Raw genomic sequence first — 25,578 nt, forward strand, 5'->3', positions numbered from 1 at the left:
GGGGTGGTGGGGCCGGTGCGGGAGGTGCGAGCGGCCCAGGGCCCGGACGGCGCGGCGCTGCCGGTGCCCGACGAGATGACGCCGCACCGCTTCCTGCCGGCGCGGCCGGTGGAGTTGCTCACCGACGTGCTGGCGGACGAGGCGGCCCGCGCGCCGGCCTTCGGCCTGGACAACGCCTTGCGCCTGCCGTTCCGGGTGGCGGCGAAGACGGGGACGAGCCGGGCCTACGTGGACAACTGGGCGGCGGGCTTCACCCGGGAGCGCACGGTGGCCGTGTGGGTGGGCAACTTCGACGGCACGCCGATGCGGGGCGTGTCCGGCATCACCGGCGCGGGCCCGGTGTTCGCGCGGGTGATGTCGCTGGCGATGAGGGGCGTGCGCCCCGCGCCGCTGGTGGACCGGAGCCACTTCGACTCCAGGGCCATCTGCCCGCTGTCCGGCGAGCTCGCGGGGCCGCACTGCCCGGGCGTCCTGCAGGAGGTCTACCTGCAGGGCACGGCGCCGCGCCACGCGTGCACCATGCACCGGAGCGATGGCGCGCTGGACGTGGGCCCCGCGTACCTGGCCTGGGCCCAGGCGGAAGGGCTGTCCTCCGCGTCGGCGGATGTCGGGACCCGTTCCGGGGGGACGCCCGGCTTCATCCTGCCGGCGGATGGCGACGAGTTCCTGGTGGAGCCGGAGCTGCCCGAAAGCGCGCAGGCCGTGCCCGTGCGGGTGATGGCGCCTCCCGGGGCGAGGATGTTGGAGCTGCGCACGGACACGGGGCGGCGCATCGAGCTGCCTCCGCCGTTCGTCACGCGCCTGCCGGCGGTGGCCGGTGAGCGCCGGCTGGAGCTGTGGGCACCCGGTGGATCCGCGCCGCTGGCGGTGACGCGGTATCGCGTTCGCTGAAGGTCCGGTGGGCGACGTGGAGCGGGACCTGACGTCGGGCGCTGCCGTGCTGGCGGGGCCTTGAGCGTCTGGTAGGCCAAGACCGCGGGGCCATGGGTCGCGTGCTCCCGCGCGCGCAGCCTGGCGGGGCCCTCGCAGGACCCCTGAACGCGAGGGCTGGAGCGGGCCCCGGTACTCGGTCGTTCGTGGAGGAGACGGGCTCTCAAGCGCCTCTCCGCCCGTGTGACCCTCAAGGGGTTAGCAGCGCAGGGGGGACTCCGTATCGATTGCACAGAGCCCTCGGCCCCGCGCAGCCGGCGGGGCGTGGCCTCGCGCACCGGCCCACCCGGTGTGGACCCAACCGGGGAGGCATCACATGGCGTTCAACCTGATCGAAGCGGTCGGCTCACAGTTCACGAAGAAGGGGTTGCTCCCGATGCTCGGTGGAGCCCTGGGAGAGGATCCCCAGGCGACCGCCCAGGTGATGCCGGGCGCCATCGCCGCGGTGGCCGCGGGCGTCGTCGATCAGGGCAGCAACGAGGCCGGGGCGCACCGGCTGCTGTCGAAGCTCAACGAGGGCGGCTTCACCGGACCCGACGCGTCCTCTCACGCGGACCTCACCGACTCGGGACTGCTCGAAGAGGAGACGCGCGGGAAGGGGATGTTGGGTGGGCTCTTCGGCAACAAGCTGGGGGGCGTGGCCGAAGGACTCTCCCGCGCGGGAGGGCTGCGCGACCCCGGCTCGGCGATGCGGCTGATGTCCCTGGCCGCGCCGAGGGTGATGGGCGTCCTGGGCAAGCAGGTGCGGGACCAGCGCCTGGGCGCGAGCGGCTTGATGCAGCTCTTGAGCAGCCAGCGCTCCCACATCGCGTCCGCGCTGCCGGCCGGCCTGGGCGGCGTCCTGGGCTTCGGCGGTGGTATGCGCCACCCGCCCGTGGAGATCCTCGAACCGCCCCGTGGAAAGGTGTCACCCATGCGGGAGGACACCCTGCGGGAATCCCTCCCCCGCCGGACGGCCCCGGCACGTCCGCTGGAGGGCAGGAAGAGCATCGCCGGGTGGGCCATCCCCCTGGCCCTGCTCGCGTTGATCGTCCTCGCATGGGGCGCCCTGCGCGGACGCAAGAACCAGCCGGCCCAGGCGCCGCGGGTGACTCGCACCACGGCCCCGGCCGCGGTCCCACCCGGGACGGGCGGCTCCGGCACCGGCGGTGCGGGCCAGCAGCTGCCGCGCGTGAGCGACGCCAACGGGCTGCGCGCGGCGCTCGAGGGCACCCAGGCGAAGCAGGGCGCCATCCTGGAGGGGGTGGAGTTCACGGCGGGGTCGTCGCAGCTCACCGCCCAGAGCCGGCAGCTGGTGGGCGAGCTGGGCGGCGTGTTGAAGGAGAAGCCGGGAGCGCGCGTGCGCATCACCGGCAACACGGAAGTCCCTGGTGACGCGGACTCCAACCGACAGCTCGCGCGGACGCGCGTGGAGAGCGTGCGCCAGGCCCTGGTGGGCAACGGTGTGGCGCCCAACCGCATCGAGGTCCTCAACGCGAATCCCAACGCCCCCGAGGATCAGCGCCTTGAGGTGCAGGTGCTCGGTCAGTAGTCCCCCGAAGTCCCCGGACCCGCAGGCCCGGCCCGGCGCTTCCAGGAGTGCCGGGCCCAGGAGGGCAGGAGGGCAGGGGAGCGCCCCCAGCGCACCGGTGTCGGTGCCGGTGTTGTCCGGGATGTGGGGCCCCCAGGCCCTGACTGGCCGCGTCCTGTCCACCGCGTTACATCCCCCAGCGGATCCACTTCTGTGAGGCCCGTGCTAACGCCTCGCGTTAGGGCTTCACGCTTGACCCTGCTTTCACCCACCCTCTAGAAGGCCCGCGACCCATGGCGACTCCCGACCGGTTTCCCCTCCCACAGGTCTCCGAATCCACTCGTAAACCCGAGTGGTTGAAGGTGCGTCTGCCGCATGGGGAGGGCTACGAGCGGGTCAAGGCCATCGTGAAGCGCACGAAGCTGGCCACGGTGTGCGAAGAGGCGCGCTGCCCGAACATCGCCGAGTGCTGGGGTGGAGGCACGGCGACGGTGATGCTGATGGGCGAGGTGTGCACGCGCGCCTGCCGCTTCTGCCACGTGAAGGTCGGGGCGCCCCCGCCGCTGGATCCGATGGAGCCCATCCATCTGGCCCAGGCGGTGAAGGAGATGAACCTCGAGTACATCGTCGTCACGTCGGTGAACCGCGATGACCGGCCGGACGGGGGCGCCAGCCACTTCGCGTCCGCCATCCGCGAGCTGCGCAAGGAGAGCCCGCGCACCATCGTCGAGGTCCTCATCCCCGACTTCAAGGGACAGGAGAAGGACCTCACCACGGTGGCGGAGGCGAAGCCGCACGTCGTCGCGCACAACGTGGAGACGGTGGAGCGCCTGACGCCCACGGTGAGGGATCGCCGCGCCACCTACCGCCAGTCCCTGCGCGTGCTGGAGTACCTCAAGAACCGCCCGGAGCGGCTCTACACCAAGACGTCCGTCATGGTGGGCCTGGGCGAGACGGACGAGGAGCTGGAGCGCACGTTCAAGGATTTGCGCGACGTGGGCGTGGACGTGCTCACGCTGGGCCAGTACCTGCAGCCCTCGCAGTACCACCTGCGCGTGGAGCGTTTCGTCACGCCCGCGCAGTTCGACGCCTACAAGGCGCTGGCGGAGTCGTTCGGATTCCTCTACGTGGCCTCCGGGCCTCTGGTGCGCTCCAGCTACCGCGCCGCCGAGTTCTTCATGAAGGGCCTGATGGAGCGCGAGCGCGTGGAGCGCCTCGGCTGACCTGACGCACCCCTTCCCCAACCCAGAGAGAGACACACCCCCTCATGGCGACTTTCGAATTCAAGCTCCCGGACCTCGGCGAAGGCGTGATGGAGGGCGAGCTTGTGAAGTGGCACGTCAAGGAGGGCGACCTGGTGAAGGAAGACCAGGTGCTCGCCGAGGTGATGACCGACAAGGCCACCGTCACGGTGCCCTCCCCGCGCGCGGGCCGCGTCGTGAAGACGCACGGCCGTGAAGGCGACATGGCCAAGGTGCACCAGCTGCTGGTGACGCTGGAGACCGAGGGCGGCGCCCCTACGGCGGAGGCTCCGGCCCACGGCGCTCCCGCGGCCGCCAGCGCTCCGGCCGCCGCGCCCCAGGCCCAGGCCGCCGCGGCCCAGGCGCAGGGCAGCACCAAGGTATTGGCCACGCCCGTCACGCGCCGCATGGCGCGCGAGCACGGCCTGGACCTGGCGGAGATCTCCGGCAGCGGTCCCCAGGGTCGGGTGACGAAGGCGGACGTGGTGGCGGCGCTGGAGGGCGGCAACGGCGCGCCGAAGAAGAACGAGGTCGCGGCCCCCGCGCCGCAGGCCGCGCGTCCGGCGGCGCCGCTCTCCACGGGCCGGGGCGACGAGCGCATCGCGCTGCGCGGGCTGCGCAAGAAGATCGCCGAGAAGATGGTGCGCTCGAAGTTCACGATGCCGCACTTCGCGTTCGTGGAGGAGGTGGACGCCACGGACCTGGTCGCCCTGCGCACGCGGCTCAACAGCCAGCTCGCGGCGGCGGGTGACGGCACGAAGCTCACGTACCTGCCGTTCATCGTGAAGGCGACGATCGCGGCGATGAAGAAGTTCCCGCACCTCAACGCCAACTTCGACGAGGCGTCGCAGGAGCTGGTGGTGCGCGGCGAGTACAACATCGGCATCGCGGTGGCCACGCCGGACGGCCTCACGGTGGCGGTGGTGCGCCACGCGGATCAGCTCACGCTGGGGGAGCTGGCGAAGGAGATCTCCCGCCTGAGCACCGCGGCGCGCGAGCGCAAGCTGAAGATGGAGGAGCTGACGGGCGGCACCTTCACCATCACCTCGCTGGGGCAGAGCGGCGGTCTGTTCGCCACGCCCATCCTCAACCACCCCGAGGTGGGCATCATGGGCGTTCACAAGCTGAAGAAGCGCCCGGCGGTGAAGAACGACCAGGTGGTCATCCGGGACATGATGAACCTGTCACTCTCCTGCGATCACCGCGTCATCGACGGTGACGTGGCGGCGAGCTTCGTCTACGAGGTCATCAAGTACCTGGAAGCACCGGACCTGCTGTTCCTCGCGATGGCGTGAGGACGCGCGTCGCGGTGCTCGCCCGACCGCCCTGACTCCGGGGGGCGGTGGGCGCGGGGGGTCTTCCGGAAAAGAGAAGCTGAGGCGGGCATCCGCGATGGCCGACAATCCCCGTGAGTTGATCCGCGCCGCCCAGGCCGCCGAGCTTCAGGGAGACATGACGCGTGCTGCGGACTGCCTGGAGCAGGCCGCGGCGCTCTACCAGAAGTCCGGACACACCTCGCGCGCCTCGCAGCTCTTGCGGCAGGCGCGCCAGCTCAAGAGCCGGTCTCCGGACGTCAGCCCTGCCTTTGCCGCGGCGATGGCTGCTGGCAAGGATGCCGTCGCGTTCCGGTCGCTGTCGTCACAGCCCTGGAGCGACGCCGTGTCGCCGGGGGACCCGTCCCCTTCGTCCGAACCCGACCCCGCGGTGCTGCATCCCTCCGGGCGCCATGACGCCGTCGCGCCCGGGGTGACGGTGTCCACCGACGCGAAGGGGCTGCCACGGCTGGCCCAGCGGATCGCGGCGGTCGGTGCGGGAAGTCCGTCGAAGTCCTCCCCGCAGGCTCCCGCGAGCGAAGCCCCCCTCCGGTCCGAGCCCGAGCCCGAGGACAACAACGACGACGACGACGACGAGGATGTCATCCTCCCCGGAGGACTGCTGCGCCCGCTGGACGAGGACGAGGGGCCCGTGCCCCCGGCGCCCGAACGCGGCCGCCGCCGGGAGAAGCGCCTCATCGAGCGTGGTCCCACCCGTGCGGATCCCGCGTTGGATGCGTGGTGTTCGTTCTGCTGCCGGCCTCGCGGCGAAGTCGGGGACCTGGTGGCGGGCCCCGCGGGCGCGTTCATCTGCAAGGGCTGCCTGGGCGAATCCCAGGGGCTCCTGGGCGACGTCGTCCCGCCCCCCGTGCGCAAGCCCGTGGAGTCACCCGAGCCCACCGCGAGCGTGGAGATGGTGGGCCACGACGAGGTGCGGATCCTGCTGGAACGCACGCTCCAGGCCGGCGCGCGCTGCCTGCTCCTCGTGGGTCCGGAGGGCTGCGGCAAGAGCATCTTCTTCCAGACGTTGGAGCGGCGGGGCCAGGGCGTGCTCACGACCGTGGAGTCCCTGGAGTCCGCCAGCGGCATGGAGCCGCTCCTGCTGGAGGACGTGGACCGGCTGACGCCCGGGGCGCAGGCGGCGCTGGTCGCGTTCATCGCGAGCCACCCGGAGCGGGCGGTGGTGATGAGCGCGCGTGGCGCGGTGTCCTCGCTGGGTCTGTGGGTGCGAGGGGAGGGCGGCAGCCTGCCGGTGCCCACCACGGCGGGCCTGACGGAGGCGGTGCAGGGCTCCATCCCGGTGGCGCTGCTGGAGCGCGTGCAGGTGCTGTTGCCGGTGCGCCGTCCCACGGTGCCGGAGCTGGTGGAGGTGGCCCGGCGCTCCCTGGCGCTCCGCCGTCCGGTGGTGTCGCTGTCGGAAGAAGTGCTGGGCGCCTTCGCGGCCGAGGCGGTCCGCTCGCCGCGAGCGGGGCATGAGCTGCGCGCGCTGCTCTCCCGCGTGTACGCCGGCACCTGGAGCCTGGAGTCCGCGCAGACGCCCGCCGCGCCCAACCGAGGGGGACGGAAGGGCCCGCCATGAACACGCTCACCGTCTTCCGCCTGGGCCGGGTGGAGTACGAAGACGGGCTGAAGCTGATGCACCTCTTCGGTGAGGCCCGCATGCAGGGGCTCGTCGGGGACACGCTGCTGCTCCTGGAGCACCCGCCCGTCCTGACGCTGGGCCGCGCCGCGAAGCGGGAGAACATCACCGCCACGGACGCGCGCCTCGCCGAAGAGGGCGTGGAGGTTTTCGACACCAACCGCGGCGGCGACGTCACCTACCACGGGCCGGGACAGGTGGTGGGCTACCCCATCCTCCTGCTGCCCCCGGAGCGCCAGGACGTGCGCCGCTATGTGCGCGACGTGGAGCGTGGCCTCATCCAGGCGCTCGCGGGCTTCGGCCTCACCGCGGGGCCCATCCCGAAGTGGCCGGGCGTGTGGCTGGGGCAGGAGGGCTCGCCGGACGCGCGGAAGATTGGCGCCATTGGCGTGCACCTGTCGAAGTGGCTCACCACGCACGGCTTCGCGCTCAACGTGAACACCCGCCTGGAGCACTTCCAGCTCATCGTCCCGTGCGGCATCCGCGAGGCGGGCGTCACGTCCATGCAGCGCGAGCTGGGCCACGCCGTGCCCGTGCCGGAGGTGGAGGAGGCGCTCGCGCGCGAGTTCACCCAGGTGTTCGACGCCCGGCGCGTGGACGGCGCGGTGGCGCTGCGCACGGTGAGCGTCGCGGTGGTGCGCGGCCAGGGCCCGGAGGCGCGCGTGCTGCTCTTGCGCAGGACGCCGGAGCGGGGCGGCTTCTGGCAGACCGTCACCGGCCGTCTGGAGGCGGGAGAGTCCCCCGCCGACGCCGCCCGCCGGGAGGTCGCGGAGGAGACGGGCCTGCACACCGAGCCCGTGGACCTGGGCTACCGCCACGCGTTCGCGCTGGGGGACGTGCTGCCGCCGAAGCTGGTGGAGGAGAACGGCTTCGCGGTGCACGTCGCGCCGGACGCCGTCGTCCACCCGGGCCCGGAGCACGACGCCTTCGAGTGGGTGGACGTGCCCACCGCCCTCCTGCGGCTGCCCTTCCGGGGCCTGCGCGAGACGGTGGCGCGGGCGCTCCAGGTCCGACCGCCGAGCCTGCCGACTAAAGCTTGAGCACCATCGCTTCCTTCGCGGCGATGGCCTCCGGGCGCTGCTTGCGCACCTGCCGCACCAGCTTGTCCATGGCCGCGTCGTCGCGGCCCGGATCATGGTGGAAGAGCACCAGCTGCTTCACGTCGCTGGCGTCCGCCGCGCGCACCGCCGCCTCCCAGGTGGAGTGACCCCAGCCCAAGCGGGCCCGGTACTCGTCCTCGGTGTACATGGAGTCGTAGATGAGCGCGTCCGCGCCGCGCGCGAAGTCGAACAGGCCCTTGTCCAGCGCGGTGCTGCCGTGCTCCACGTCCGTCGCGTACACCAGCGAGCGCCCGCCGAAGTCCACCCGGTAGCCCACGTTGCCGCCCGGATGGTTCAGCTCCAGCGTGCGCACCACGGCGTCGCCCACCGGGATGTCCTCGCCCACGATGACGTCCCGGTACGCAAGGCGCGTGCGGAACACGTCCTCCGCCGTCACCGGGAAGTACGGGTGCACCATCTGCCCGGCGAGGATCTGCTTCAGCGACTTCCCGTCCCGGGGCGACCCGTACAGCGTCACGTCGTTCGCGGGGGAGAACATCGGCCCGAAGAACGGCAGCCCCTGCAGGTGGTCGTAGTGGTAGTGCGAGATGAAGATGGACGCCTTGATGGGCTTGCGCGTCGCCAACAGCGCATCCCCCAGGCCCCTGGCCCCCGAGCCCAGGTCGAAGATGAGCAGCTCGTCTCCGCAGCGGACCTCCACGCACGGCGTGTTGCCGCCGTAGCGCTTCGTCTGGGGACCGGGCGAGGGAATGGAGCCGCGCACCCCCCAGAAGCGCACCTCGAAGCGCGAGGTGCTCCGCCGGGCCGGGCGCCTAGCCGGCTTTGGCTTCTGTATCGTCGTCCTCCGCGAAGAGCTCAATCAGGTGCCCCGTACGCTCGCGCTTCGTCTTCAAATAGTCGACGTTATGCGGATTATGCTCGGTCCGGGAAGGGATTCGGCGTCGCACCGCCACACCTTCCTCCACCAGCCCGGCGATCTTCAGCGGGTTGTTGGTGATCAGGTCCACCGAACGCACGTCCAGCGAGCGCAGCATCTCCGCCGCGACGTCATAGGAACGCAAATCATCCGCGAAGCCGAGCTGCCGGTTGGCCTCGTAGGTGTCCAACCCCTTGGACTGGAGGGCATAGGCCTTGATCTTGTTGCCCAGGCCGATACCCCGGCCCTCCTGGCGCAGGTAGAGCACCACGCCCAGGCCGTTCTGCGTGACGAAGTCCAGGGCCCGGTCCAGCTGCTCGCGGCAGTCGCACTTGAGGCTGCCGAAGACTTCGCTCGTCAGGCACTCGGAGTGGATGCGCACCGGCACCCCGTCCAGCCCCGCCGGCTCACCCACCACCAGCGCCACGTGCTCACGCCCGTTGCGCTTGTCGCGGAACACGATGGTCCTCAGCACCCCGCGGGCCGTGGGCACGTCCGCCTCCGAGTACCGCTCCAGGTGCTGGGTCGGCTTTCGGGTCGGCAGGACCTGGGGTGAGCGCGTGTCGGACATGTGGGTCGTCTCCCAGTTGAGGGGCAGGTTTTTCTCGCCCCCCCGGATGCAAGTCAAGGTGGCACTCCCCTTCATCGGGAAACACCGGTCGGAAAGTTGGACGTGGGACCCGGGATCTTCGTTTCTCAGGCAACCCACGACAGGGGGATCAACTCGACATGGGAGCCATCAGTCAGGCTGCTCTGCTCCCGGGGGAAGTGCAGCAGGTGGCTGGCTGCCGACGCTGAACGCAGGGCCCCCGACGTTTGCGTCCCCAGGGGCTTCACCCACAACTCGCCCGCCCGCCAGGTGGACGTCACGCGCACGAAGTGGGCAAGCCCTGGCGCCTTCGCCAGCCTGCCTTCCAGGCGCCCGGGGACCCGGGCGGGCTCCACGTCCTCCAGGCCCAGGAGGCGGCGCAGGGCGGGGCGGACGAACAGCTCGAAGGTCACCAGCGACGAGGTGGGGTTGCCGGGCAGGCCCAGGAAGAGGGCGGCCCCGCGCTGTCCCACCACCAGCGGCTTGCCGGGCTTGATGGCCACGCGCCAGAAGTGCTGCACCACGCCCAGGGCCTCCAGGGCGTCCTTCACGAAGTCGTGGTCGCCCACGGACACGCCCGCGCTGGTGAGGACCACGTCGAAGCCGTCCGTGCGCGCCAGGGCCTCCTGGACGGCCTCTGGCGTGTCCCGGGCGATGCCCAGGAGCGTGGGCACGCCGCCCGCGCGCCGCACCGCCAGGGCCAGGGCAGGGGCGTTGGTGTCCACGATGCGGCCCCCGGGGGGCTCGTCCACCCGGCACAGCTCGTCGCCGGTGGACAGCACCGCCACGCGCGGCCTCCGGGGCACCGGCACGGACGCCATGCCCTGCGCCCACAGCAGGCCCAGCTCCGGGATGCCCAGCGGGGTGCCCCGGCGCAGCAGCACGTCGCCCTCGCGCGCGTCCTCGCCCCGGGGGCGGATGAACTGGCCCGGACCCGGCGCTTCGAGGATGTCCACGGCGTCGTTCACGGCATCGTTCGCCTGCTCCGGGGGGACGGAGCGGGTGCGCTCGCGCATCACCACCGCGTCCGCGCCGGAGGGCAGGGGCGCCCCCGTCATGATCCGCGCGCAGGTGCCGGGGAGGACCTCGCGCAGGGGCAGCTTCCCCGCGAACACCGTCTCCCCCACGCTGAGCCGGGTGGGCAGCGGGCCCAGGAGATCCGCCGTGCGCACCGCGTAGCCGTCCATCGCGGAGTTGTCCCAGGGGGGCAGGGTGCGGCGAGCCAGGACGTCCTCCGCCAGCGCACGACCCAGGGCGTCGTCCACGGGCACCCACTCGGGGGGCAGCGGCGTGCACAGCCCGAGGATCCGCGCGCGAGCCTCCTCGACAGGCAGCAATGCGGGGGTGTCACTCATGCCCGGATCTATAGCGGCACGAAGGGTGTCCCAGGGACGTTTTCGCAACCAAAGTCCGAGAGAAAATCAAGTGTTAGTTTGACAGCCCAACTGATCACCGTTACAAGCAACCGTGATCGCGAGGCTCGCGTCCAACAGCAGGGGCGTCCCGCCAACCCGTTGATAGCACACGGGAAATTTTCAAGGAGACAGCGTCGATGGCCAAGCCCAAGTCCGGGGCGAAGAAGCCGACTCCCGCTGCAAAAACCGGTGCGAAGCCTACCGCGAAGAAGGACAACGCGGCCCGCCTGGATCTGATCCGGAATGCCTCGAAGAAGGTGGCGACGGCCGCGACGAAGGTCGTCAAGGCAGTGGCCGAGGGGGCGAAGGGGAAGGTCGCGGCGGTGAAGAAGGCGGTGGCGGAGAAGGCACCCGCCGCGGCCAAGGGGGCGAAGGCAGGGGCCAAGACGGCTCCACCTCCCGCAGCCGCCCCCGCGAAGGCTGGCAAGGCTCCGCCCGCGGCGACCGCAGCCTCCAAGGCCGCGCCTGCCGCGACCGGGAAGAAGGCAGCAGGCAAGGCGGGCTCCAAGGCCCAGTCGGCCGTGCCCTCTGGTCCCCCCGTGGAGAAGCCGCGCCCGCGCGCGACGAAGCTCCCCCCGGTGGGCGAGCCGCTCACGAAGCGCGAGATGGAGCAGCTGCTGACCGCCGGCGAGGGCCGCGGCGTGATGGGGGAGGGCAGCCTCAAGGGCCGGCTCATCCTCAGCGGCGAGCTGCCCCACCTGGTGGTCGTGGGTCGGGACAAGCGCGAGCTGACGTTCCTGCTCCAGGGGCCTGATCAGGAGGTCCTCCCGGCGTACGTGGACCACAAGGTCTCCGTGAGCGGGATGATCCGCAAGACGACCAACCACAGCGGTGTGGTGGAGGTGCGCAAGTACTCCGCCAAGAAGCCGGAAGTGGAGGAGGTCGCGCCGCCGCCCTCCGACTCCGAACCCAAGCTGCGCTACCTGTCGCCCGGCGAGGTCTCCATGGCCGTCGCCGCGGGCATGGGCGCGGGCATCAAGGGCTTCGCCAGCATCCGGGGCAACCTGGAGATGATGGGGGATGACTTCGTGCTCGTCGTGTCCAACGGGGGCACGCGCCAGCAGGTGTCGTTCGCCATCGAGGGCAAGGCGGCGGTCAAGAGCCTGCGCAAGTACGTGGGGCAGACGCTCCAGGTGACGGGCGTGGTGGACAAGTCCTCCGGCTGGGGCGGTCGCATCACGGCGGAGAACGTGGAGCCGCGTCCGTCCGAGGCGCGCTCGGTGTCGCGCGACGAGATGGAGCTCGTGCACATCGAGGGCGAGGTGCCCACGTCCGTGGACGTGAAGCTCAACCACGGCCTCACCGTGCGCCTGCAGGAGCAGCCCGGGGCGACCTGGGCCATCGAGCCCACGCTGGCCAAGCGCGTGGGCCTGCGCGAAGCCAACTTCGAGCCAGGCCCGAACGGCGGTCCGGCCACCCGCGAGTTCTTCTTCACACCCCGCAACCCCGGCTCTTTCGAGATGGAGTTCTTCCTCGCCAAGGCGTTCACGCCGGGCGTGGTGGAGCGCTCCTTCAAGATCAACGTCACGGTCAGACCCTGAGGGTCTGGCCGCACGGGCCCTCCCTGGACCGCAAGGTCTTCCGGGGAGGGCGAATGGGGCCCGGGGGGTTCCCGCCCGCACGTTTCGGGCTTACCCGTTCCCTGAGCGGCCTTGCCGCACCCCTCCCGTGAGCCTTTCCCAAGACCACATCCGACAGCTCCTCGCCGAGGCAGACCACCCGTTGGGCGTGAAGGAACTCCTGCGCCTCGGGGGACTCCATCCCGGCCAGCAGACCGACCTCAAGCGCGCCCTGCGTGAGCTGGTGCGCTCCGGCGCCATCCTCAAGGACGGCAAGCGCTTCCGCCTGGAAGGCTCGCGCGCGCCCCGCGCACCGGAGGCTGGCGCCAGTTCGCGCCGTGCTCCGCCCGCGCCCCCCACGCGCAAGCGCGGACCTGCGCCGGGAAGCGGGCGCGAAGAGGGTCCTGGCTCCAGCCGTGGCGCCTTTCGCGACGAGGGCGCGCGTCCTGGCCCTGGCCGTGGCGCCTTCCGCGACGCGGGCCCAGGTCCTGGTGCCAGCCGTGGCGCCTTCCGCGACGCGGGCCCGGGTGGGTTCCGGGGTGGCGGGGACTTCCGGCGTGACCTGCGGCGCGGTGGCCGTGACTCGCGCTTCGAGGACTCCAACGAGCCGACGGTGGAGGGCATCCTCCACGTGCACCGGGACGGCTTCGGCTTCGTGCACCCGGTGTCGGGCGAGGGCGAGAACATCTTCCTGCCGCCGCAGGAGGCGCAGCGGGCGCTCGACAACGACCGGGTCCTCGTGGAGGTGGCGGGCCGGCCGGGACGCTTCGAGGGCCGGCTCTTGCGCGTCATCAACCGCCGGCGCGAGCTGGCGGTGGGCACCTACGTGGAGCAGGGCCGCCACTCGGTGGTGAACCCCACGGACACGAGCCTCCCGGGGCCCATCCGCGTGCCCGCGACGCAGATGGCGCGCGACGGCGACCTCGTGAAGGTGCGCCTGGGCGTGGGCGCGGATCTCCTGGAGCCGGGGCAGGGCCTCTTCGGTGAGGTGGCCGGTTCGCTGGGCCGTCCGGGCGAGCCGAGCGCGGAGGTGCTGGGGTCGGCCTTCTCGCAGGGCTTCTCCGACGAGTTCCCGCCGGAGGTGATGGACGAGGCGGATGCGTTCGCCGTGCGCGTCACCGAAGCGGAGGCCACCGGCGAGAACCGCCGCGACCTGCGCCCGCTGCCGCTGATCACCATCGACGGTGAGGACGCGCGCGACTTCGACGACGCCGTCTACGCGGAGCCCCAGGCCAACGGCTGGCGGCTGGTGGTGGCCATCGCGGATGTGTCCCATTACGTGCGCGAGCGCAGCGCGCTGGACGTGGAGGCGCTCAACCGCGCGACGTCCGTGTACCTGCCGGACCGCGTGCTGCCCATGCTGCCGGAGCGGCTGAGCAACGGCATCTGCTCGCTGCGTCCGGACGAGGACCGGCTGTGCATGGTGGCGGACATGACGTTCGACCGCCAGGGCACGCGTCGCTCGTCGGAGATCTACCCGGCGGTGATGCGCAGCGTGGCGCGCTGCACGTACAACGAGGTGCAGGACGTCCTGGACGGCAAGGACGTGCCGCACCGCAATGCCTTCAAGCCGCAGTTCGAGCAGCTGATGGCGCTGGCGCGCGCGCTGATGGGCATGCGCAAGGCGCGAGGCGCCATCGACTTCGACGTGCCGGAGCACAAGGTGGTGCTCGGGCCGGACGGCCTGCCCCTGCGGATGGAGAAGCGCGAGCGCCAGGACAGCCACCGGCTCATCGAGGAGTGCATGCTCGCCGCCAACGAGGCGGTGGCGACGTACTTCCAGGATGAGGGCCTGCCCACGGTGTACCGGTTCCACGGGGAGCCGGATCCGGAGAAGCTGGCGGCGTTCTCCGTGCTGGCGGAGGCGTACGGCTTCCACCTGAGCGTGGACGACGGCGTGTCGTCCAAGGAGCTGGACGCGTTCATCTCGCAGCTGCACGGACACCCGGAGCAGCGCGCGCTCAACCAGCTCTTGCTGCGCTCGATGATGCAGGCCGTGTACACGGCGACGCGGGTGGGCCACTACGGCCTGGCGGCGGAGAACTACCTGCACTTCACGTCGCCCATCCGGCGCTATCCGGACCTGCTGGTGCACCGTGTCCTCAAGAACGTGTGGGCTCGCAAGGGCAAGAAGCCGTCCGAAGCGCAGCTGGAGCGCGAGGAGGAGCGGCTGGAGGGCATGGCCCAGCAGTGCTCGGAGCGCGAGCGCGCGGCGATGACGGTGGAGCGCGAGGTCGTGTCGTTCTACGCGGCCCTCCTGATGAAGGACCGCGTGGGCGAGGAGTTCGACGCGACCGTGGCGGGCATCGCCGAGTTCGGCTTCTTCGTGGAGCTGGACACGGAGCACGTCGAGGGCCTGGTGAAGGCGGAGACGCTGGGGCCGGGCGCCAAGCTGGACAAGCGCGTTCACTCGCTCGTGTATTCGAACGGGCGGCGCGTGCGCGTGGGCCAGAAGCTGCGCGTGCGCCTGCTGTCCGCGAGCACGGTGTCGCGGAAGATCGACTTCGAGGCGCTCCAGTTCGAAGGCGAGTCCCCGCTGGCCCGGACCGACGCCGCACGGGCGACGTCACGGCGGCGCGAGTACGTGAACGAGGCGCCCCCGCGTTTCGGCGGCAGGGCGGGTCGCACCGGCCGCGGCGAGCGCGAGGTGGTGGCCCCGGCGGGACGCAAGCCATGGGAGAAGCAGAAGCCCGCCGCCGCGCGCCCGCCGACGGAAGAGGCCGCGCCCTGGGATGCCGGGGCGGAGGAGACGCCCTTTGGCGTCAGGACGTGGGAGCCGCCCACGGCGGAGGACGTCGCGTCGGAGGAGGCCGCCGTCCTCGCCGGCTTCGACCCTGCACACGTTCCGTCCGTGGAAGAGGTCATTCCGGAGGCGACGTCCAAGCAGCGCCCGCGCGGTCGGTTCAGCCGGGAAGGGCGCCGGGAGGAGGCCGCTCCGGCCCGTCCCGGCTCGCGCTTCCTGCGGGCCCGCACGGAGGACGCCGCACCCGTGGAGCGCGCTCCGAAGGCGGAGCCCGCGGCCCCGGCGAAGGGCAAGCGCCGCGTGTTCCGTCCCGCGGAGCCGGTGCGCCCGGAGCCCGACGCGACGCCCGACGTCGCGGAGCCCGGCTTCGCCGCGGAGCCCGACGCCGTGACGGCGCCGCGTGAGGACTTCACCCCGCCGGGCCCGGCTGCCTTCGCCGACCGCTTCGGTGAGGACGAGGCGCCGGCGCCCTCTCCGCACCCGGGCTTCGACCGGATCCGTGCGCTGGCCGCGCAGCGGGGCCTGCTCTCCGAAGGGCCTGCTCCGAAGCGCTCGAGCGCGGCGAAGAAGGTCCGCAAGTCGGCGGCGGCCACGGGCTCGCGGGCGAAGCCGTCGAAGAAGTCCCCGGCGGCGAAGAAGGCCGGCGGCAAGAAGAAGGGCGCTGGCACGAAGCCGGGGCGCGGTGCCCCTGGCAAGCGCAAGCGCTGACCGGAGGGCCGGGCACTCCCGGTCCTCTGTCATTCCATTCCAGGAGGACGTGTGGGTGTTCTGCGAATCGTGGGGTTGATGCTCGCCGTGGCGGGCGGGGTGTTGCTGTACACCGGGCTGCAGGCGAAGGACTCGCTCACCGAGCGCGCCACGGAGCTGGTCACCGGGCGCAACACCGAGCAGACGACGCTCTATGTCGCGGGCGGCGGCGCCGCGCTCGTGGGCGGTGTGCTGCTGGCCCTCTTCGGAGGAGGGAAGGGCCGACGCTAGGCCCCACCCCCTCCAGCGCGCGGGCTACGGCTTGTTGGTGGCCTGCGCGCCCTTGGCGGCGGCCGCGTTGCGCTTCGTCGCTTCACCGAACTGCTTGGTCAGCTCGTTGAACTCGATCTGGAGCTGATCGATGCGGGCCTGGTGCGCGGCGGAGCTGGCCTTGGCGGCGGCGACGCGCTCGGCGGCGCCGGGGTCCACGACGGGCTTCTTGCCCTTCACCGGCGCGGGCGGCGTGCCGGCCTCCACGGCCTCCTGCTCGGCGGCGTCGCGCAGGGACTTCTCGTGCTCCATGTACTTCGCCATCACGATGCGCTTGTTGAGGTACGTGTTGGCGGAGTTCGGGTTGAGCGCGAGCACCTGGTCGTAGATCTTCAGCGCCTTCTCCAGCTCCTCGGGCACGGCGGGCGCGGCCATGGAGCGGGCGCCACCGCGCTGCGAGTGGACCTCCGCGATCCAGCTGAGCGCGTCGGCGTCCTTCGGGTTGATCTTCAGCGCTTCCTGGAAGTACTGCTCCGCCTTCTCCAGCGGGCCGTTCTTCGCGTACATGGCCGCGACGTTGCGGTAGGCGACGGCCTTGTCGTCCGGCGTCTTGGCGAAGTCGACCAGCTTCAGCGCGGCCTGCGCGGCCTCATCCGTCTGGCCCGCCTGCAGGTGCGCGAAGGCCTTCTTCTCCCAGACCTTCTCCTGGGTCGGGTCGATCTTCAGCGACTCCTCGTACTCCTTCGTCGCCGCCGCGTAGTCCTTGTCAGCGAGGAAGTTGGTGCCCTTGACCCGGTGCTCCTTGGCCTTCTCCGCCTTCTCGTCCGCACAGCCGAAGGTCCCGCCCAGGGTCAGCACCCCGAGCATCAATCCCACGCTTCCCAGCCGCTTCATGCTCAAAGCCTTTCGTGAAGTTCCAGGGGCACGCCTCACGGGGCCCCACGTGGCGCGGAATATACCCGAACTCGCTTCCCGCACCCCCCGTCCTGAAGGGTCGGTCCCCCTCCTGGCGGCCGGTGGCCAGGGGGCCCTCAGGATCGGCCGCGCGCCACCAGATAGACGAGCAGGGGGGTGCCCAGGGCGGCTGTCACCACTCCCACTGGCAATTCACGCCCTGGCAGTAAGACGCGCGCCGACGCATCGCACAATGCGAGGAACGCGGCGCCCACGACGACGGAGCCGGGGAGGAGGACGCGCCGGCTGACGCCCAGGGTCCGCCGCACGAGGTGCGGGACGATGAGCTCCACGAAGGCGATGGGGCCACACCAGGCGACGCACGCGGCGACGCCCAGGGCCCCCAGGCCGATGGCCACCGTGCGCACGCGGCGGACGGGGACGCCCTGGGATTCGGCGTGCTCCTCGCCGGCGATGAAGACCTCCAGCGCGCGGGTGAGCGCGAGCAGGCCCGCGACGGTGACGAGCGCGAACGGCGTCAGCAGCAGCACGCCCGAGTAGCCCACCTGGGGCAGGTGGCCCAGGGACCAGCGGGTGGCGGCCATCAGCTCCGCGGAGTCGGCGGAGAACTGCAACCCGGTGGCGAGTGCCCCGGCCGCCATGGAGCACGCGATGCCGGCGAGCACCACGTCGTTCATCCGCACGCGGCGGCCGGCGGCGATGGCGGCCACGATGAAGCTGACGCCCAGCGCGCCCACGAAGGCCGCGGCGGTGATCAGCGGCAGGCCCCCCGGAGCCAGCCGGGCGCCCAGGACGATGGCCACGAGCGCGCCCAGGGTCGCCCCGGCCGTGGTGCCCACGGTGCTGGGCGCGGCCAGCGGGTTGGCGAAGAGGGACTGGTACACGGCCCCCACCAGCGACAGCGTGCCGCCTACGAGCATCGCCATCAGCGTGCGGGGCACGCGGAGCTGCCAGAAGATGAAGTCCGCCGAGTTGGCGGAGAGCCCCGGGCCGATGAACGGCGCCACCGTGCAGGCGACTACACAAATCGCGACCAGCACCCAGAGCTTCACGGTGCACCTCCGCCCCGGGGCAGGCCCACGAAGACGCGGTGTCCATCCACGGAGGTGCTGTGCATCCTCACGCCGAACAGCGCACCCAGGTGCTCACCCAGGTCCGGCGCGTCGTAGTCCAGGTCGAACACCACGCGGCCCTCGGCCAGCCCCACCACCCGGGGCGCGCGCGTGCCGGGCGCTCGTGCATGCGTGAGCACGTTCACGTCGTGGGTGACGCAGAGCAGCCCGCGTCCCGCACGCCAGAGCTGGCCCACGCGCGTGTACAACTCCAACTGCTGCGCGGGGTCCAGGAAGTTCGCGGGCTCGTCCAGCAGCACCAGCGGCGTCTCCTGCGCGAGCAGTCCCGCCACCGCCACGCGCTGCCGCTCACCGCCCGACAGCTCCGTCACGGGACGCGAAGCGAAATCCTGGGCCCCCACCTCCGCGAGCGCCCGGAGCGCCGCTGCCTCGGATGCGCGACGGGACTCGGGGAAGCGGTAGCGCGCCGCGACCACCTGCTCCAGCGCGGTGATGGGCTCCGCCGCTTCCAGGCGCTGCGGCAGCCACGCGAGCAGTGCCGCGCGCTCCCTCGGCGCCAGCCCCGACACGTCGCGCCCGTCCACGCGCACCTGCCCCGAGTCCGGCCGCAGCAATCCCAACGCCACGCGAAGCAGCGTCGTCTTCCCCGCGCCGTTGGGCCCGACGATGGCCACGAAGTCGCCGGGCGCCACGCGCAGCGACACGCCCTCCAGCAGCGTCCGCCCCCGCGCCCGCACCGTTACCGTGTCCAGCGTCAGCCCGGCCGTCATCGCGAAGCGGGCAGGGTGCCCAGCGCGGCCCGCAGCCGCTCCACCACGTCGAGGATGGCCGGCCCGGTGGACTCCACGTCGCGGCCCACCACCAGCCGCACCCGGTCCTCCCGCGCCGCCCGCAGGCCGGTCAGCTTCTTCCACGGCGCGAGCACGCGCTCCTGCTGCGAGGCATCCAGCCCCTGCGCGCTGACCAGCACCAGCACCGCATCCGGATCCAACGCGATGACGCCTTCCAGTGACAGGTTGGGCGGGCCGGCCTTGTCCTCAGCCACGGCGTTGCGCGCACCCGCGGCCTCCAGCGCCGCCCCATGCAGCGACCCGCGCTTCATGTACCAGACCTCCGACAGCGTGCCCGACACGTCACCCAGCACCAGCAGGACGCGCAGGGCGTCCTTTGGTGCGGGGCGCGACAGCGTGGTCTGGAGCCGCTCCGCCAGCGCCGTGGCCTGGGCCTCGCGCCCGCTCAGCCGGCCCAGCTCCTTCACGCTCGCGACGACGTCGGACCGCGACAGCCAGGGCAGCACCTTCAAGGGCGCCAGCGCGGACAGCGCCTCCGCCGGGGCCTGCTTCACCTGCTGATCCACGAGCAGCGTCGGCTTGAGCCGCGCGATGGCCTCGAAGTTCGGCGCGAACGTGGTGCCCACCTTCGGCAGGTCGGGAGTGCCTTGTGGCAGGACCGTGTAGTCCGACACGCCCACCACCTCCGGGCCCGCGCCCAGGGCGAAGAGCGTCTCCGTGACGGCCGGCGACAGCGAGACGATGCGCCGCGCCTGAATCTCCGATGCGGGAGGCGCCGGACGCTGACAACCGACCGCGAGGACGAGCAGGGCGACGAGCAGGGAGGGGAGGCGGAAGAGACTCATGGGGGCGGGTCGCCTTCTAACACGCGGCCCGTCCCGGAGTGCCTGGAAGAGGGGCTGGGCTTCCCCCACGGCGCGCGTATCCTCGCGGTCCTCACAGGGGGATTTCCCAGACATGGTTCGGATGAATCCGTCGGTCCGCGTGCTTTGCGCCGTGGTGTTGCTTTGCGCTTCTTCTGCCTTTGCCGCGACGCCGTTCGCGGAAGGGATGGTGTCCATCACGTTGGATGACGGCTGGAGCACGCAGTACACGATTGCGCGGCCCGCGCTCAAGGCTCGCGGCATCCGCTCCACGTACTTCCTGGTCACCGACGCGGTGGCGCAGGGCTGGGGCGGCTACATGAGCCTCGCGCAGGTGCGCACGCTCCATGCGGAGAACAACGAGATCGCCAGCCACACGCGCACCCACGCGGACCTCACGTCGCTGACGCCCACGCAGCTCACGTCGGAGCTGCATGACTCTCGCGCGTGGCTCGCAGCGAACGTGGGCGCCGCGTGCGGTCAGGCCCTGGCCTCACCCTACGGCGCCTACAACGCGGCGGTGATGACGGCGCTGAAGTCGGAGTACGCAAGCCACCGCACCATCAACGCGGGCCGCAACTACCGCGACACCGTCATCTACGAGCTGCGCGCCAACGACGTGTCTCGCTACGTGACGGTGGCGACGGTGAAGGGGTGGATCGACCAGGCCATCGCGGAGAAGAGCTGGCTCATCATCCTCTTCCACGAGTTCGCCAGCACGCCCACGCGCGAGACGCAGTACAAGACGTCCAACTTCACCGCCATCCTGGACTACCTCAAGCTGCGCAACGTGCGCACCGTCACCCTCTCCGAAGGCGTGGCGCTGATGGACGGCCTCACGGAGCAGCCGGCTTCCGCGGGCACGGTCGTCTACGACGACGCGATGGGCAGTGGCTTCCAGGACTGGAGCTGGGCGACGCACTCCCTGGACGAGTCCGTCACGGTGCACTCCGGGCCGAACTCGCTGAGCTTCGAGCCGGATTACTGGGAGGCGCTGATGCTCCACCACACCAGCGGGTTGGACCTGTCGCTGTACCAGTCCATCGACCTCTGGGTGCACGGCGGCACCACGGGCGGTCAGCAGGTGCGCCTGGCGCTGTTCAACGACGCCACGCCGCTGGGCAGCATCAACCTGGCGGACGTGCTGGGCCACCCCATCGCGGCGGGCACCTGGGAGAAGGTGTCCATCCCCCTCAGCACCCTGGGCGCGACGTCGGGCATCGTGAATGACATCTACGTGCAGGACGACTCGGGGACGGATCAGGGCACGGTGTACGTGGACGACTTCGTGTTCGTGCCGCACTGACGTCACACCCCGCGCGCCGGGAATCACCGGCGCGCGGGGCGGTGGATGCGAGCTACAGGCGGATCAGCTCCACGTCATCCAGGTGGATGAAGCTGGAGCCGTTGTGCGTGGGCGCGTTGCTGTGCAGGCCGAACTCCAGGTAGCCGTTGGCCGGCACGGAGACGGCGGGCGTCTCCACCAGCGTCCAGCCGCCGTAGGTGCCCAGGTTGGTGACAGCCGGTGCGCATGAGCCGCAGGTCTTCACCTGGAAGCGCGCGAAGTTGAACGTGCCGCCCTTGCGGACCCACGCGCGCAGCTTGTACGTGCCCGCCGCCAGGCCGGACTTCGTCTGATACGTCCAGGTCTCGAAGGGCGTGCCCGCCGTCCAGTGCGTCAGGTGGTAGCTGCCCGAGTGCCCGCCGTTGTACGTCTCCGACAGGTCCGCGGCCTCCGTGCCCCAGGTGCTCCAGCCCGTCATGCCCTGCTCGAAGCCGGGGTTGGTGAGCCCCAGCGTCTGTGCGCCGCCGGGCTGGTACCAGCGCACCCACTCCACCTCCATCGTCTTCTGCACGCCCCACGGCAGGTCGATGGCGTTGGGCGACGGGTGGCCGTACCAGTTGCCGCCCATCGCGAGGTTCAGGATGAGGTAGTGCGGCTGCTGGAACTCCGTCTCGTTGTGGCCGAAGGTCGCCGTGGAGACGAAGTCGCGATCCAACCGGAACACGATGGTGTTGGCGTTCCACTCCACTTCATACGTGTGGAAGTCCTGCGACAGGTCCACGCCACGGCTCGCGCCGGTGCCCCAGTCCGCCTGCCCGCCGTTGTGCCAGTGCAGCGCGGACTTCATCCACGTGGGCTCCTGGGACGTCCACTCCAGGATGTCGATCTCCCCCGCGGCCGGCCAGCCCGCGCTGGAGATATTGGAGCCCAGCGTCCAGAACGCCGGCCACATGCCGTAGCCGGGCGGGATCTTGATGCTCGCGACGATCTTCCCGTAGCGCCCCTCCACCTTGCCCTTGGTGTGCAGGCGGCCCGAGTAGAACGAACGGTAGTTGCCGGGGCAGCGCGGGTCGGTGGGGTTGTCCCCCGTGCGCTCCGCGACGAGGACCAGCTTGCCGTCGCGCACCACCACGTTCTGCGCGCGCGGGTACTCCAGCTCGCCCGTGCCGAAGTTGCAGTTGTTGGTGACGGGATCCCAGTTGCTCGTCAGCACCGTCCACGCGCCCGTGTTCAGCGACGTGCCCGTGAAGTCGTCCTGCCAGGTCAGGTTCCAGCCCGCGCCTGGATCATAGGAACGCTCGCCCTGCGCCGTCTGGCCATACGTCACGGCCTCCGAGGGCGCCTCCGGCTCGGGCGAACAGCCGGAAAGGGTGGCGAGGACTCCTGCGGCGACAAGACCTGCACGCATGGGACGCTTCATGAACGCTCCGGGATTGGGGGAGCATTCATGATTGCCCGTTTTAACTCGCCTTGCCAGGAGCACCTGGAGACGTCTGGGATGCTGTCAGCCGAGCCACTGGGGGTTCTTGACGGTGCCGTCGAAGTGCTGGCTCGTCTTGTACTTCTCGAAGGCGCCGTCCCTGGCCGCGTCCTTCGTCTTCGCGAGGAGGGCCTGGACCTCCTTCTCCGACAGGGGCTTGAAGGTGCGCGCGGCGGTGAGGGCCTGCTCCAGCCGCTCCTGCGAGTCGATGCCGGTGATGACGACGCTGACGGGCAGGGACAGGTTGTAGCGCAGGCACTCCGGCGCGGTGACGGTCTTGCTGTCGAGGATGAAGGGGTCGCCCATGGACTTCATCGCGAGCACGCCGATGCCCTCCTTCACGAGGACGGGCAGCACGCGCTTCTCGAAGCTGTTGAAGTGGGCGTCCATCACGTTGAGGGGCAGCTGCACGGCGTCGAAGCGGAGGCCGTGCTGCTTCGCGGTCTCCAGCATCTTCAGGTGGATGTCCGGGGACTGCCCTCGTTGTAGTCCCAGCAGTTGTCCAGGAAGTTGATGCCCTGGTCGAGCGCGCCGCGGATGAGCGCGAGGCTCTCCGCCTCGTTCTTCTGCTTCCCGATGTGGAAGCCCCCGAGCCCCACGCACGACACCTCCTGCCCGGTGCGACCCAGCTTGCGGCGGGGCACGGCGGGCGCCTTGGACTTCGACTTCGGAGGCGGGGCGCCGAGGACGGTCGGGGCGACCATCAGCGACAGCGTCGCGGCGAGGAATTCCTTCCGGGTCATGTGCGGGCATCCTCCCCGCCACCGAAGGGTCCGGTGGGGTCTGGCAGGCCGACGTTGGGTCCGCCCGGGACGGGGCACAACGGTCTCTCGGATGGACTGTGCAGGAGCCACCGCTCGGGACGCGGTTCGGCGCATAATCGACACCTGCATGCGCATCCTCCTCCTGCTCGCGCTCGTCCTCCTGGCCGGGTGCCGCATTGAATCCGCCGCGCCGTCGGGAGGGCCGGCCGTGGCGCAGGCCGCGACACCCTCGGGCGAGGTGTGGGTCTACACGTCGATGTACCGGCACGTGCTGGATGCGCTGGAGCCGCTGCTGAAGGAGCGGCTGCCCGGCGTGCAGGTGCACTGGTACCAGGCTGGCAGCGAGAAGGTGTCCAGCCGCCTGGAAGCGGAGCGGGCCGCGGGCGCCGTGCGCGCGGACGTGCTGATGACGTCTGATCCGTTCCTGTACGAGCGGCTGGCGCGGGAGGGCGCCTTCCTGCGCTACGCGTCCGTCAACGCGCTGCGCATTCCCCGCGCGCTGGTGGACCTGGATGCGCGGTACGCGGCCGTCCGGCTGTCCACGATGGTGCTGGTGCACCGGGTGGGGCAGGGCGTGCCGCCGAAGTCATTCGCGGCGCTGGTGGATGGAAGCTGGCAGGGGAAGGTTGCCATCGGGGATCCGCTCACGTCGGGTACGGCGTTCACCTGGGCGGTGTTCATGCACGCTCGGCGGGGCGACGCGTACTTCGCGGGCCTGCGGGAGAAGGGCGCGGTGGTGGCGGGGGGCAACGCGGCGGTGCTCCAGAAGGTGGAGAGCGGCGAGGTGGACGCGGGCGTGCTGCTCCTGGAGAACGCGCTGGCGGCGAAGGCGAAGGGAAGCCCCGTCGAGGTCGTCTGGCCGGAGGACGGTGCCGTTGTCATCCCGGGCCCGGTGGGCCTGTTCGCGACGACGCGCAACCCGGTGGCGGCGAAGGCGCTGGTGGACGTGCTGCTGTCGCCGGAGGGGCAGCGCATCATCGTGGAGAAGGGGGACATGCACGGGGTGGATCCGCGCCTGGGTGGTCCTCGCGGCGAGCCCGGAGTGGAGGGACTGCTGGGCCGCGCGCAGGCCTGGTCCCCAGCGTTGCTGGAGCAGGGGCTCCTGCGCGGTGGCGACATCAAGGAAGCCTTCAGCCGGGCGTTCGCGCGATGACGGGACGGTGGCTCGGGCTGGCGGCGTGGTTGGAGCAGGGGCTCCTGCGCGGTGGCGACATCAGGGAAGCCTTCAGTCGGGCGTTCGCGATGACGGGACGTGGCGGGGGACAGTGGCTCGCGCTGTCCGTGTGGTTGGTGCCGGGGCTCCTGCGCGGCGGTGACATCCAGGAAGCCTTCAGCCGGGCGTTCACGCGATGACGGGACGCGGCGGAGGACGGTGGCTCGCGCTGGTGGCGTGGTTGGAGCAGGGGCTCCTGCGCGGCGGTGGCATCCAGGAAGCCTTCAGCCGGGCGTTCGCGCGATGACGGGACGCGGCGGAGGACGGTGGCTCGCGCTGGTGGCGTGGTTGGTGCCGCTGCTGTTGTTCGCAGTCCTTCCGGTCGCGGCCCTGCTCGTGCGCGGTGTGGGCGCGGCGACGGGCGGGATGGGAGCGGTGCTCGCGGCGGAGTCCGGGGCGCTGGTGAACACGCTGGGCATCTCCCTGGGCGCGACGGCGTGGGCGCTGGGGTTGGGTGCTCCGCTGGCGTTCCTGCTGTTCCGCACGGACCTGCCCCTGCGGGGCGCGTTCACGGTGGTGTTCACGCTGCCTTCGGCCATCCCCGCGTTCATCTGGGGCATGGGGTGGCTGTCGCTCGCGAGCCCTCGCGCTGGCTACCTCAACCGGATGCTGGGCGCGGACGTGTTCAATCTCTATGGCGCGGGAGGCATCGCGTTCGTGGAGGGGCTGTCGGGCCTGCCGCTGGTGCTGCTCGCGGGGGCGGCGGCGCTGCGCCGCGTGGATCCGGCGCTGGAGGAGGCCGCGCGGGTGTGTGGCGCCTCGCCGCTTCGCGCGCTCCTGAGCACCACGGTGCCGCTGGCGCTGCCATCGCTGCTGTCGGGCGCGGTGATGGTGTTCCTCATGGCCGCGTCTTCGTTCGGCGTGCCGTACCTGCTGGGCGTATCGGCGTCGCCACCCACGCGAGTGCTCACCACGCGCATCTATGAGCTGGTGCTGCTGGGCAGCGAGGACGGGCTGCCTCGCGCTTCGGTGCTCGCGTCGTTCCTGTTGTTGCTGACGCCGCTGGCGCTGGGGCTCACGTGGGCGCTGGGCCGGACCGGCCGCGTGCGGTTGAGCGCGGGTAAGGGCGTGTCACCGCGCGTGCTCGCGCTGGGCGCGTGGCGACGGTGGGCGCTGGCGGGCGTGGGGCTGGTGGCCGGCGTGCTGGTGGTGCTGCCGCTCGCGGCCATCCTGCTGACATCGCTGCAACGCAGCTTCGGCGCGGCGCTGACGTGGGACGCGCTGACGCTGTCGCACTGGTCCGGGGTGTTGTGGGACGCGCGCACGCTCCGGGCCACGGGGCGCAGCGTGTTGCTCGCGGTGGGGGCGGGCGTGCTGGTGG

At 71.4% G+C, this 25,578-nt stretch carries 22 protein-coding genes and 1 pseudogene; 13 read left to right on the forward strand and 10 right to left on the reverse strand.

Annotated features, from left to right (window positions below):
• The 6 genes and pseudogenes from D7X12_RS20190 to lipB all read left to right on the forward strand — a co-directional run.
• Positions 1 to 891 (forward strand): annotated as a pseudogene (locus D7X12_RS20190) (penicillin-binding protein 1C); the annotation flags it as partial.
• 355 nt (positions 892 to 1,246) lie between these two features.
• On the forward strand, positions 1,247 to 2,461 hold the full coding sequence (locus D7X12_RS20195; RefSeq protein WP_120626915.1) for a DUF937 domain-containing protein: 1,215 nt from the start codon (positions 1,247 to 1,249) through the stop codon (positions 2,459 to 2,461).
• A gap of 272 nt (positions 2,462 to 2,733) precedes the next feature.
• Positions 2,734 to 3,663 carry a lipoyl synthase gene (lipA, locus tag D7X12_RS20200; RefSeq protein WP_120614239.1) on the forward strand — a complete coding sequence of 310 codons (930 nt, stop codon included), beginning with the start codon at positions 2,734 to 2,736 and terminating at the stop codon, positions 3,661 to 3,663.
• A gap of 44 nt (positions 3,664 to 3,707) precedes the next feature.
• A complete protein-coding gene (locus D7X12_RS20205; protein ID WP_120626916.1) occupies positions 3,708 to 4,976 on the forward strand; it encodes a dihydrolipoamide acetyltransferase family protein in 1,269 nt (422 codons plus the stop codon).
• Positions 4,977 to 5,073: 97 nt separating this feature from the next.
• Positions 5,074 to 6,573, forward strand: a complete 1,500-nt coding sequence (locus D7X12_RS20210) for a ClpX C4-type zinc finger protein (protein ID WP_120626917.1) — start codon at positions 5,074 to 5,076, stop codon at positions 6,571 to 6,573.
• The gene (gene lipB, locus D7X12_RS20215) at positions 6,570 to 7,673 is read left to right on the forward strand and encodes a lipoyl(octanoyl) transferase LipB (protein WP_120626918.1); all 1,104 of its coding nucleotides are present in this window, start codon (positions 6,570 to 6,572) and stop codon (positions 7,671 to 7,673) included. Before D7X12_RS20210 ends, lipB begins: the two co-directional genes overlap by 4 nt.
• Here the strand turns inward: lipB and D7X12_RS20220 are convergent.
• The 3 genes from D7X12_RS20220 to D7X12_RS20230 all read right to left on the reverse strand — a co-directional run bounded on the left by D7X12_RS20220 (position 7,663) and on the right by D7X12_RS20230 (position 10,554).
• Positions 7,663 to 8,472 carry an MBL fold metallo-hydrolase gene (locus tag D7X12_RS20220; protein WP_120626919.1) on the reverse strand — a complete coding sequence of 270 codons (810 nt, stop codon included), beginning with the start codon at positions 8,470 to 8,472 and terminating at the stop codon, positions 7,663 to 7,665. The genes lipB and D7X12_RS20220 overlap by 11 nt on opposite strands.
• Before the next feature lie 34 nt (positions 8,473 to 8,506).
• Positions 8,507 to 9,181 (reverse strand): GTP cyclohydrolase II, encoded by a 675-nt coding sequence (gene ribA / locus D7X12_RS20225; RefSeq protein WP_120626920.1) that lies wholly within the window; start codon positions 9,179 to 9,181, stop codon positions 8,507 to 8,509.
• A gap of 125 nt (positions 9,182 to 9,306) precedes the next feature.
• Positions 9,307 to 10,554, reverse strand: a complete 1,248-nt coding sequence (locus D7X12_RS20230) for a molybdopterin molybdotransferase MoeA (RefSeq protein ID WP_120626921.1) — start codon at positions 10,552 to 10,554, stop codon at positions 9,307 to 9,309.
• 197 nt (positions 10,555 to 10,751) lie between these two features.
• Between D7X12_RS20230 and D7X12_RS20235 the strand changes: the two genes are divergently transcribed.
• The 3 genes from D7X12_RS20235 to D7X12_RS20245 all read left to right on the forward strand — a co-directional run bounded on the left by D7X12_RS20235 (position 10,752) and on the right by D7X12_RS20245 (position 15,894).
• A complete protein-coding gene (locus D7X12_RS20235; RefSeq protein ID WP_120626922.1) occupies positions 10,752 to 12,155 on the forward strand; it encodes a protease inhibitor I42 family protein in 1,404 nt (467 codons plus the stop codon).
• Positions 12,156 to 12,282: 127 nt separating this feature from the next.
• The gene (gene rnr, locus D7X12_RS20240; protein ID WP_120626923.1) at positions 12,283 to 15,624 is read left to right on the forward strand and encodes a ribonuclease R; all 3,342 of its coding nucleotides are present in this window, start codon (positions 12,283 to 12,285) and stop codon (positions 15,622 to 15,624) included.
• A gap of 51 nt (positions 15,625 to 15,675) precedes the next feature.
• Positions 15,676 to 15,894 (forward strand): DUF3185 family protein, encoded by a 219-nt coding sequence (locus D7X12_RS20245; protein WP_208719164.1) that lies wholly within the window; start codon positions 15,676 to 15,678, stop codon positions 15,892 to 15,894.
• 24 nt (positions 15,895 to 15,918) lie between these two features.
• On the opposite strand, the gene D7X12_RS20250 is transcribed toward D7X12_RS20245, so the two are convergent.
• The 4 genes from D7X12_RS20250 to D7X12_RS20265 form a co-directional block, all read right to left on the reverse strand.
• Positions 15,919 to 16,767, reverse strand: a complete 849-nt coding sequence (locus tag D7X12_RS20250) for a tetratricopeptide repeat protein (protein WP_120626925.1) — start codon at positions 16,765 to 16,767, stop codon at positions 15,919 to 15,921.
• A 137-nt stretch (positions 16,768 to 16,904) separates the two neighbouring features.
• Positions 16,905 to 17,840 carry a FecCD family ABC transporter permease gene (locus D7X12_RS20255; protein ID WP_120626926.1) on the reverse strand — a complete coding sequence of 312 codons (936 nt, stop codon included), beginning with the start codon at positions 17,838 to 17,840 and terminating at the stop codon, positions 16,905 to 16,907.
• Positions 17,837 to 18,631, reverse strand: a complete 795-nt coding sequence (locus tag D7X12_RS20260) for an ABC transporter ATP-binding protein (protein WP_120626927.1) — start codon at positions 18,629 to 18,631, stop codon at positions 17,837 to 17,839. The genes D7X12_RS20255 and D7X12_RS20260 overlap by 4 nt, the downstream gene beginning before the upstream one ends.
• Positions 18,628 to 19,497 (reverse strand): ABC transporter substrate-binding protein, encoded by an 870-nt coding sequence (locus D7X12_RS20265; RefSeq protein WP_120626928.1) that lies wholly within the window; start codon positions 19,495 to 19,497, stop codon positions 18,628 to 18,630. Before D7X12_RS20265 ends, D7X12_RS20260 begins: the two co-directional genes overlap by 4 nt.
• Before the next feature lie 205 nt (positions 19,498 to 19,702).
• On the opposite strand from D7X12_RS20265, the gene D7X12_RS20270 reads away from it, so the two are divergent.
• Positions 19,703 to 20,821, forward strand: a complete 1,119-nt coding sequence (locus D7X12_RS20270) for a polysaccharide deacetylase family protein (RefSeq protein ID WP_244224666.1) — start codon at positions 19,703 to 19,705, stop codon at positions 20,819 to 20,821.
• Positions 20,822 to 20,873: 52 nt separating this feature from the next.
• On the opposite strand, the gene D7X12_RS20275 is transcribed toward D7X12_RS20270, so the two are convergent.
• The 3 genes from D7X12_RS20275 to D7X12_RS45090 all read right to left on the reverse strand — a co-directional run bounded on the left by D7X12_RS20275 (position 20,874) and on the right by D7X12_RS45090 (position 23,023).
• Positions 20,874 to 22,208, reverse strand: coding sequence for a glycoside hydrolase family 16 protein (locus D7X12_RS20275; protein ID WP_244224667.1), 1,335 nt, complete (start codon positions 22,206 to 22,208; stop codon positions 20,874 to 20,876).
• 96 nt (positions 22,209 to 22,304) lie between these two features.
• Positions 22,305 to 22,733 carry an aldo-keto reductase family protein gene (locus tag D7X12_RS45085; protein ID WP_279637233.1) on the reverse strand — a complete coding sequence of 143 codons (429 nt, stop codon included), beginning with the start codon at positions 22,731 to 22,733 and terminating at the stop codon, positions 22,305 to 22,307.
• 2 nt (positions 22,734 to 22,735) lie between these two features.
• Positions 22,736 to 23,023 (reverse strand): aldo-keto reductase family protein, encoded by a 288-nt coding sequence (locus tag D7X12_RS45090; protein WP_279637234.1) that lies wholly within the window; start codon positions 23,021 to 23,023, stop codon positions 22,736 to 22,738.
• A gap of 148 nt (positions 23,024 to 23,171) precedes the next feature.
• On the opposite strand from D7X12_RS45090, the gene D7X12_RS20285 reads away from it, so the two are divergent.
• The 3 genes from D7X12_RS20285 to D7X12_RS20295 all read left to right on the forward strand — a co-directional run.
• Positions 23,172 to 24,197, forward strand: a complete 1,026-nt coding sequence (locus tag D7X12_RS20285; RefSeq protein WP_120626931.1) for an ABC transporter substrate-binding protein — start codon at positions 23,172 to 23,174, stop codon at positions 24,195 to 24,197.
• Entirely contained in the window at positions 24,194 to 24,397 is a 204-nt protein-coding gene (locus tag D7X12_RS20290) for a hypothetical protein (RefSeq protein WP_120626932.1), read from the forward strand. Before D7X12_RS20285 ends, D7X12_RS20290 begins: the two co-directional genes overlap by 4 nt.
• Before the next feature lie 103 nt (positions 24,398 to 24,500).
• Positions 24,501 to 25,578 (forward strand): ABC transporter permease (locus D7X12_RS20295; RefSeq protein WP_147443740.1); only part of this gene is annotated, 1,078 nt, incomplete at its 3' end.

Origin of the sequence: Corallococcus sicarius, assembly GCF_003611735.1 — a bacterium.
Lineage (GTDB): Bacteria > Myxococcota > Myxococcia > Myxococcales > Myxococcaceae > Corallococcus > Corallococcus sicarius.

Bases quoted from the DNA above. Each gene is read 5' to 3' on its own strand.
- D7X12_RS20195 (WP_120626915.1), top strand. From the start codon at position 1,247: ATGGCGTTCAACCTGATCGAAGCGGTCGGCTCACAGTTCACGAAGAAG.
- lipA (WP_120614239.1), top strand. From the start codon at position 2,734: ATGGCGACTCCCGACCGGTTTCCCCTCCCACAGGTCTCCGAATCCACT.
- D7X12_RS20205 (WP_120626916.1), top strand. From the start codon at position 3,708: ATGGCGACTTTCGAATTCAAGCTCCCGGACCTCGGCGAAGGCGTGATG.
- D7X12_RS20210 (WP_120626917.1), top strand. From the start codon at position 5,074: ATGGCCGACAATCCCCGTGAGTTGATCCGCGCCGCCCAGGCCGCCGAG.
- lipB (WP_120626918.1), top strand. From the start codon at position 6,570: ATGAACACGCTCACCGTCTTCCGCCTGGGCCGGGTGGAGTACGAAGAC.
- ribA (WP_120626920.1), bottom strand. From the start codon at position 9,181: ATGTCCGACACGCGCTCACCCCAGGTCCTGCCGACCCGAAAGCCGACC.
- D7X12_RS20230 (WP_120626921.1), bottom strand. From the start codon at position 10,554: ATGAGTGACACCCCCGCATTGCTGCCTGTCGAGGAGGCTCGCGCGCGG.
- D7X12_RS20235 (WP_120626922.1), top strand. From the start codon at position 10,752: ATGGCCAAGCCCAAGTCCGGGGCGAAGAAGCCGACTCCCGCTGCAAAA.
- D7X12_RS20250 (WP_120626925.1), bottom strand. From the start codon at position 16,767: ATGAAGCGGCTGGGAAGCGTGGGATTGATGCTCGGGGTGCTGACCCTG.
- D7X12_RS20260 (WP_120626927.1), bottom strand. From the start codon at position 18,631: ATGACGGCCGGGCTGACGCTGGACACGGTAACGGTGCGGGCGCGGGGG.
- D7X12_RS20265 (WP_120626928.1), bottom strand. From the start codon at position 19,497: ATGAGTCTCTTCCGCCTCCCCTCCCTGCTCGTCGCCCTGCTCGTCCTC.
- D7X12_RS20270 (WP_244224666.1), top strand. From the start codon at position 19,703: ATGGTGTCCATCACGTTGGATGACGGCTGGAGCACGCAGTACACGATT.
- D7X12_RS20275 (WP_244224667.1), bottom strand. From the start codon at position 22,208: ATGCGTGCAGGTCTTGTCGCCGCAGGAGTCCTCGCCACCCTTTCCGGC.
- D7X12_RS45085 (WP_279637233.1), bottom strand. From the start codon at position 22,733: ATGCTGGAGACCGCGAAGCAGCACGGCCTCCGCTTCGACGCCGTGCAG.
- D7X12_RS45090 (WP_279637234.1), bottom strand. From the start codon at position 23,023: ATGACCCGGAAGGAATTCCTCGCCGCGACGCTGTCGCTGATGGTCGCC.
- D7X12_RS20285 (WP_120626931.1), top strand. From the start codon at position 23,172: ATGCGCATCCTCCTCCTGCTCGCGCTCGTCCTCCTGGCCGGGTGCCGC.
- D7X12_RS20290 (WP_120626932.1), top strand. From the start codon at position 24,194: ATGACGGGACGGTGGCTCGGGCTGGCGGCGTGGTTGGAGCAGGGGCTC.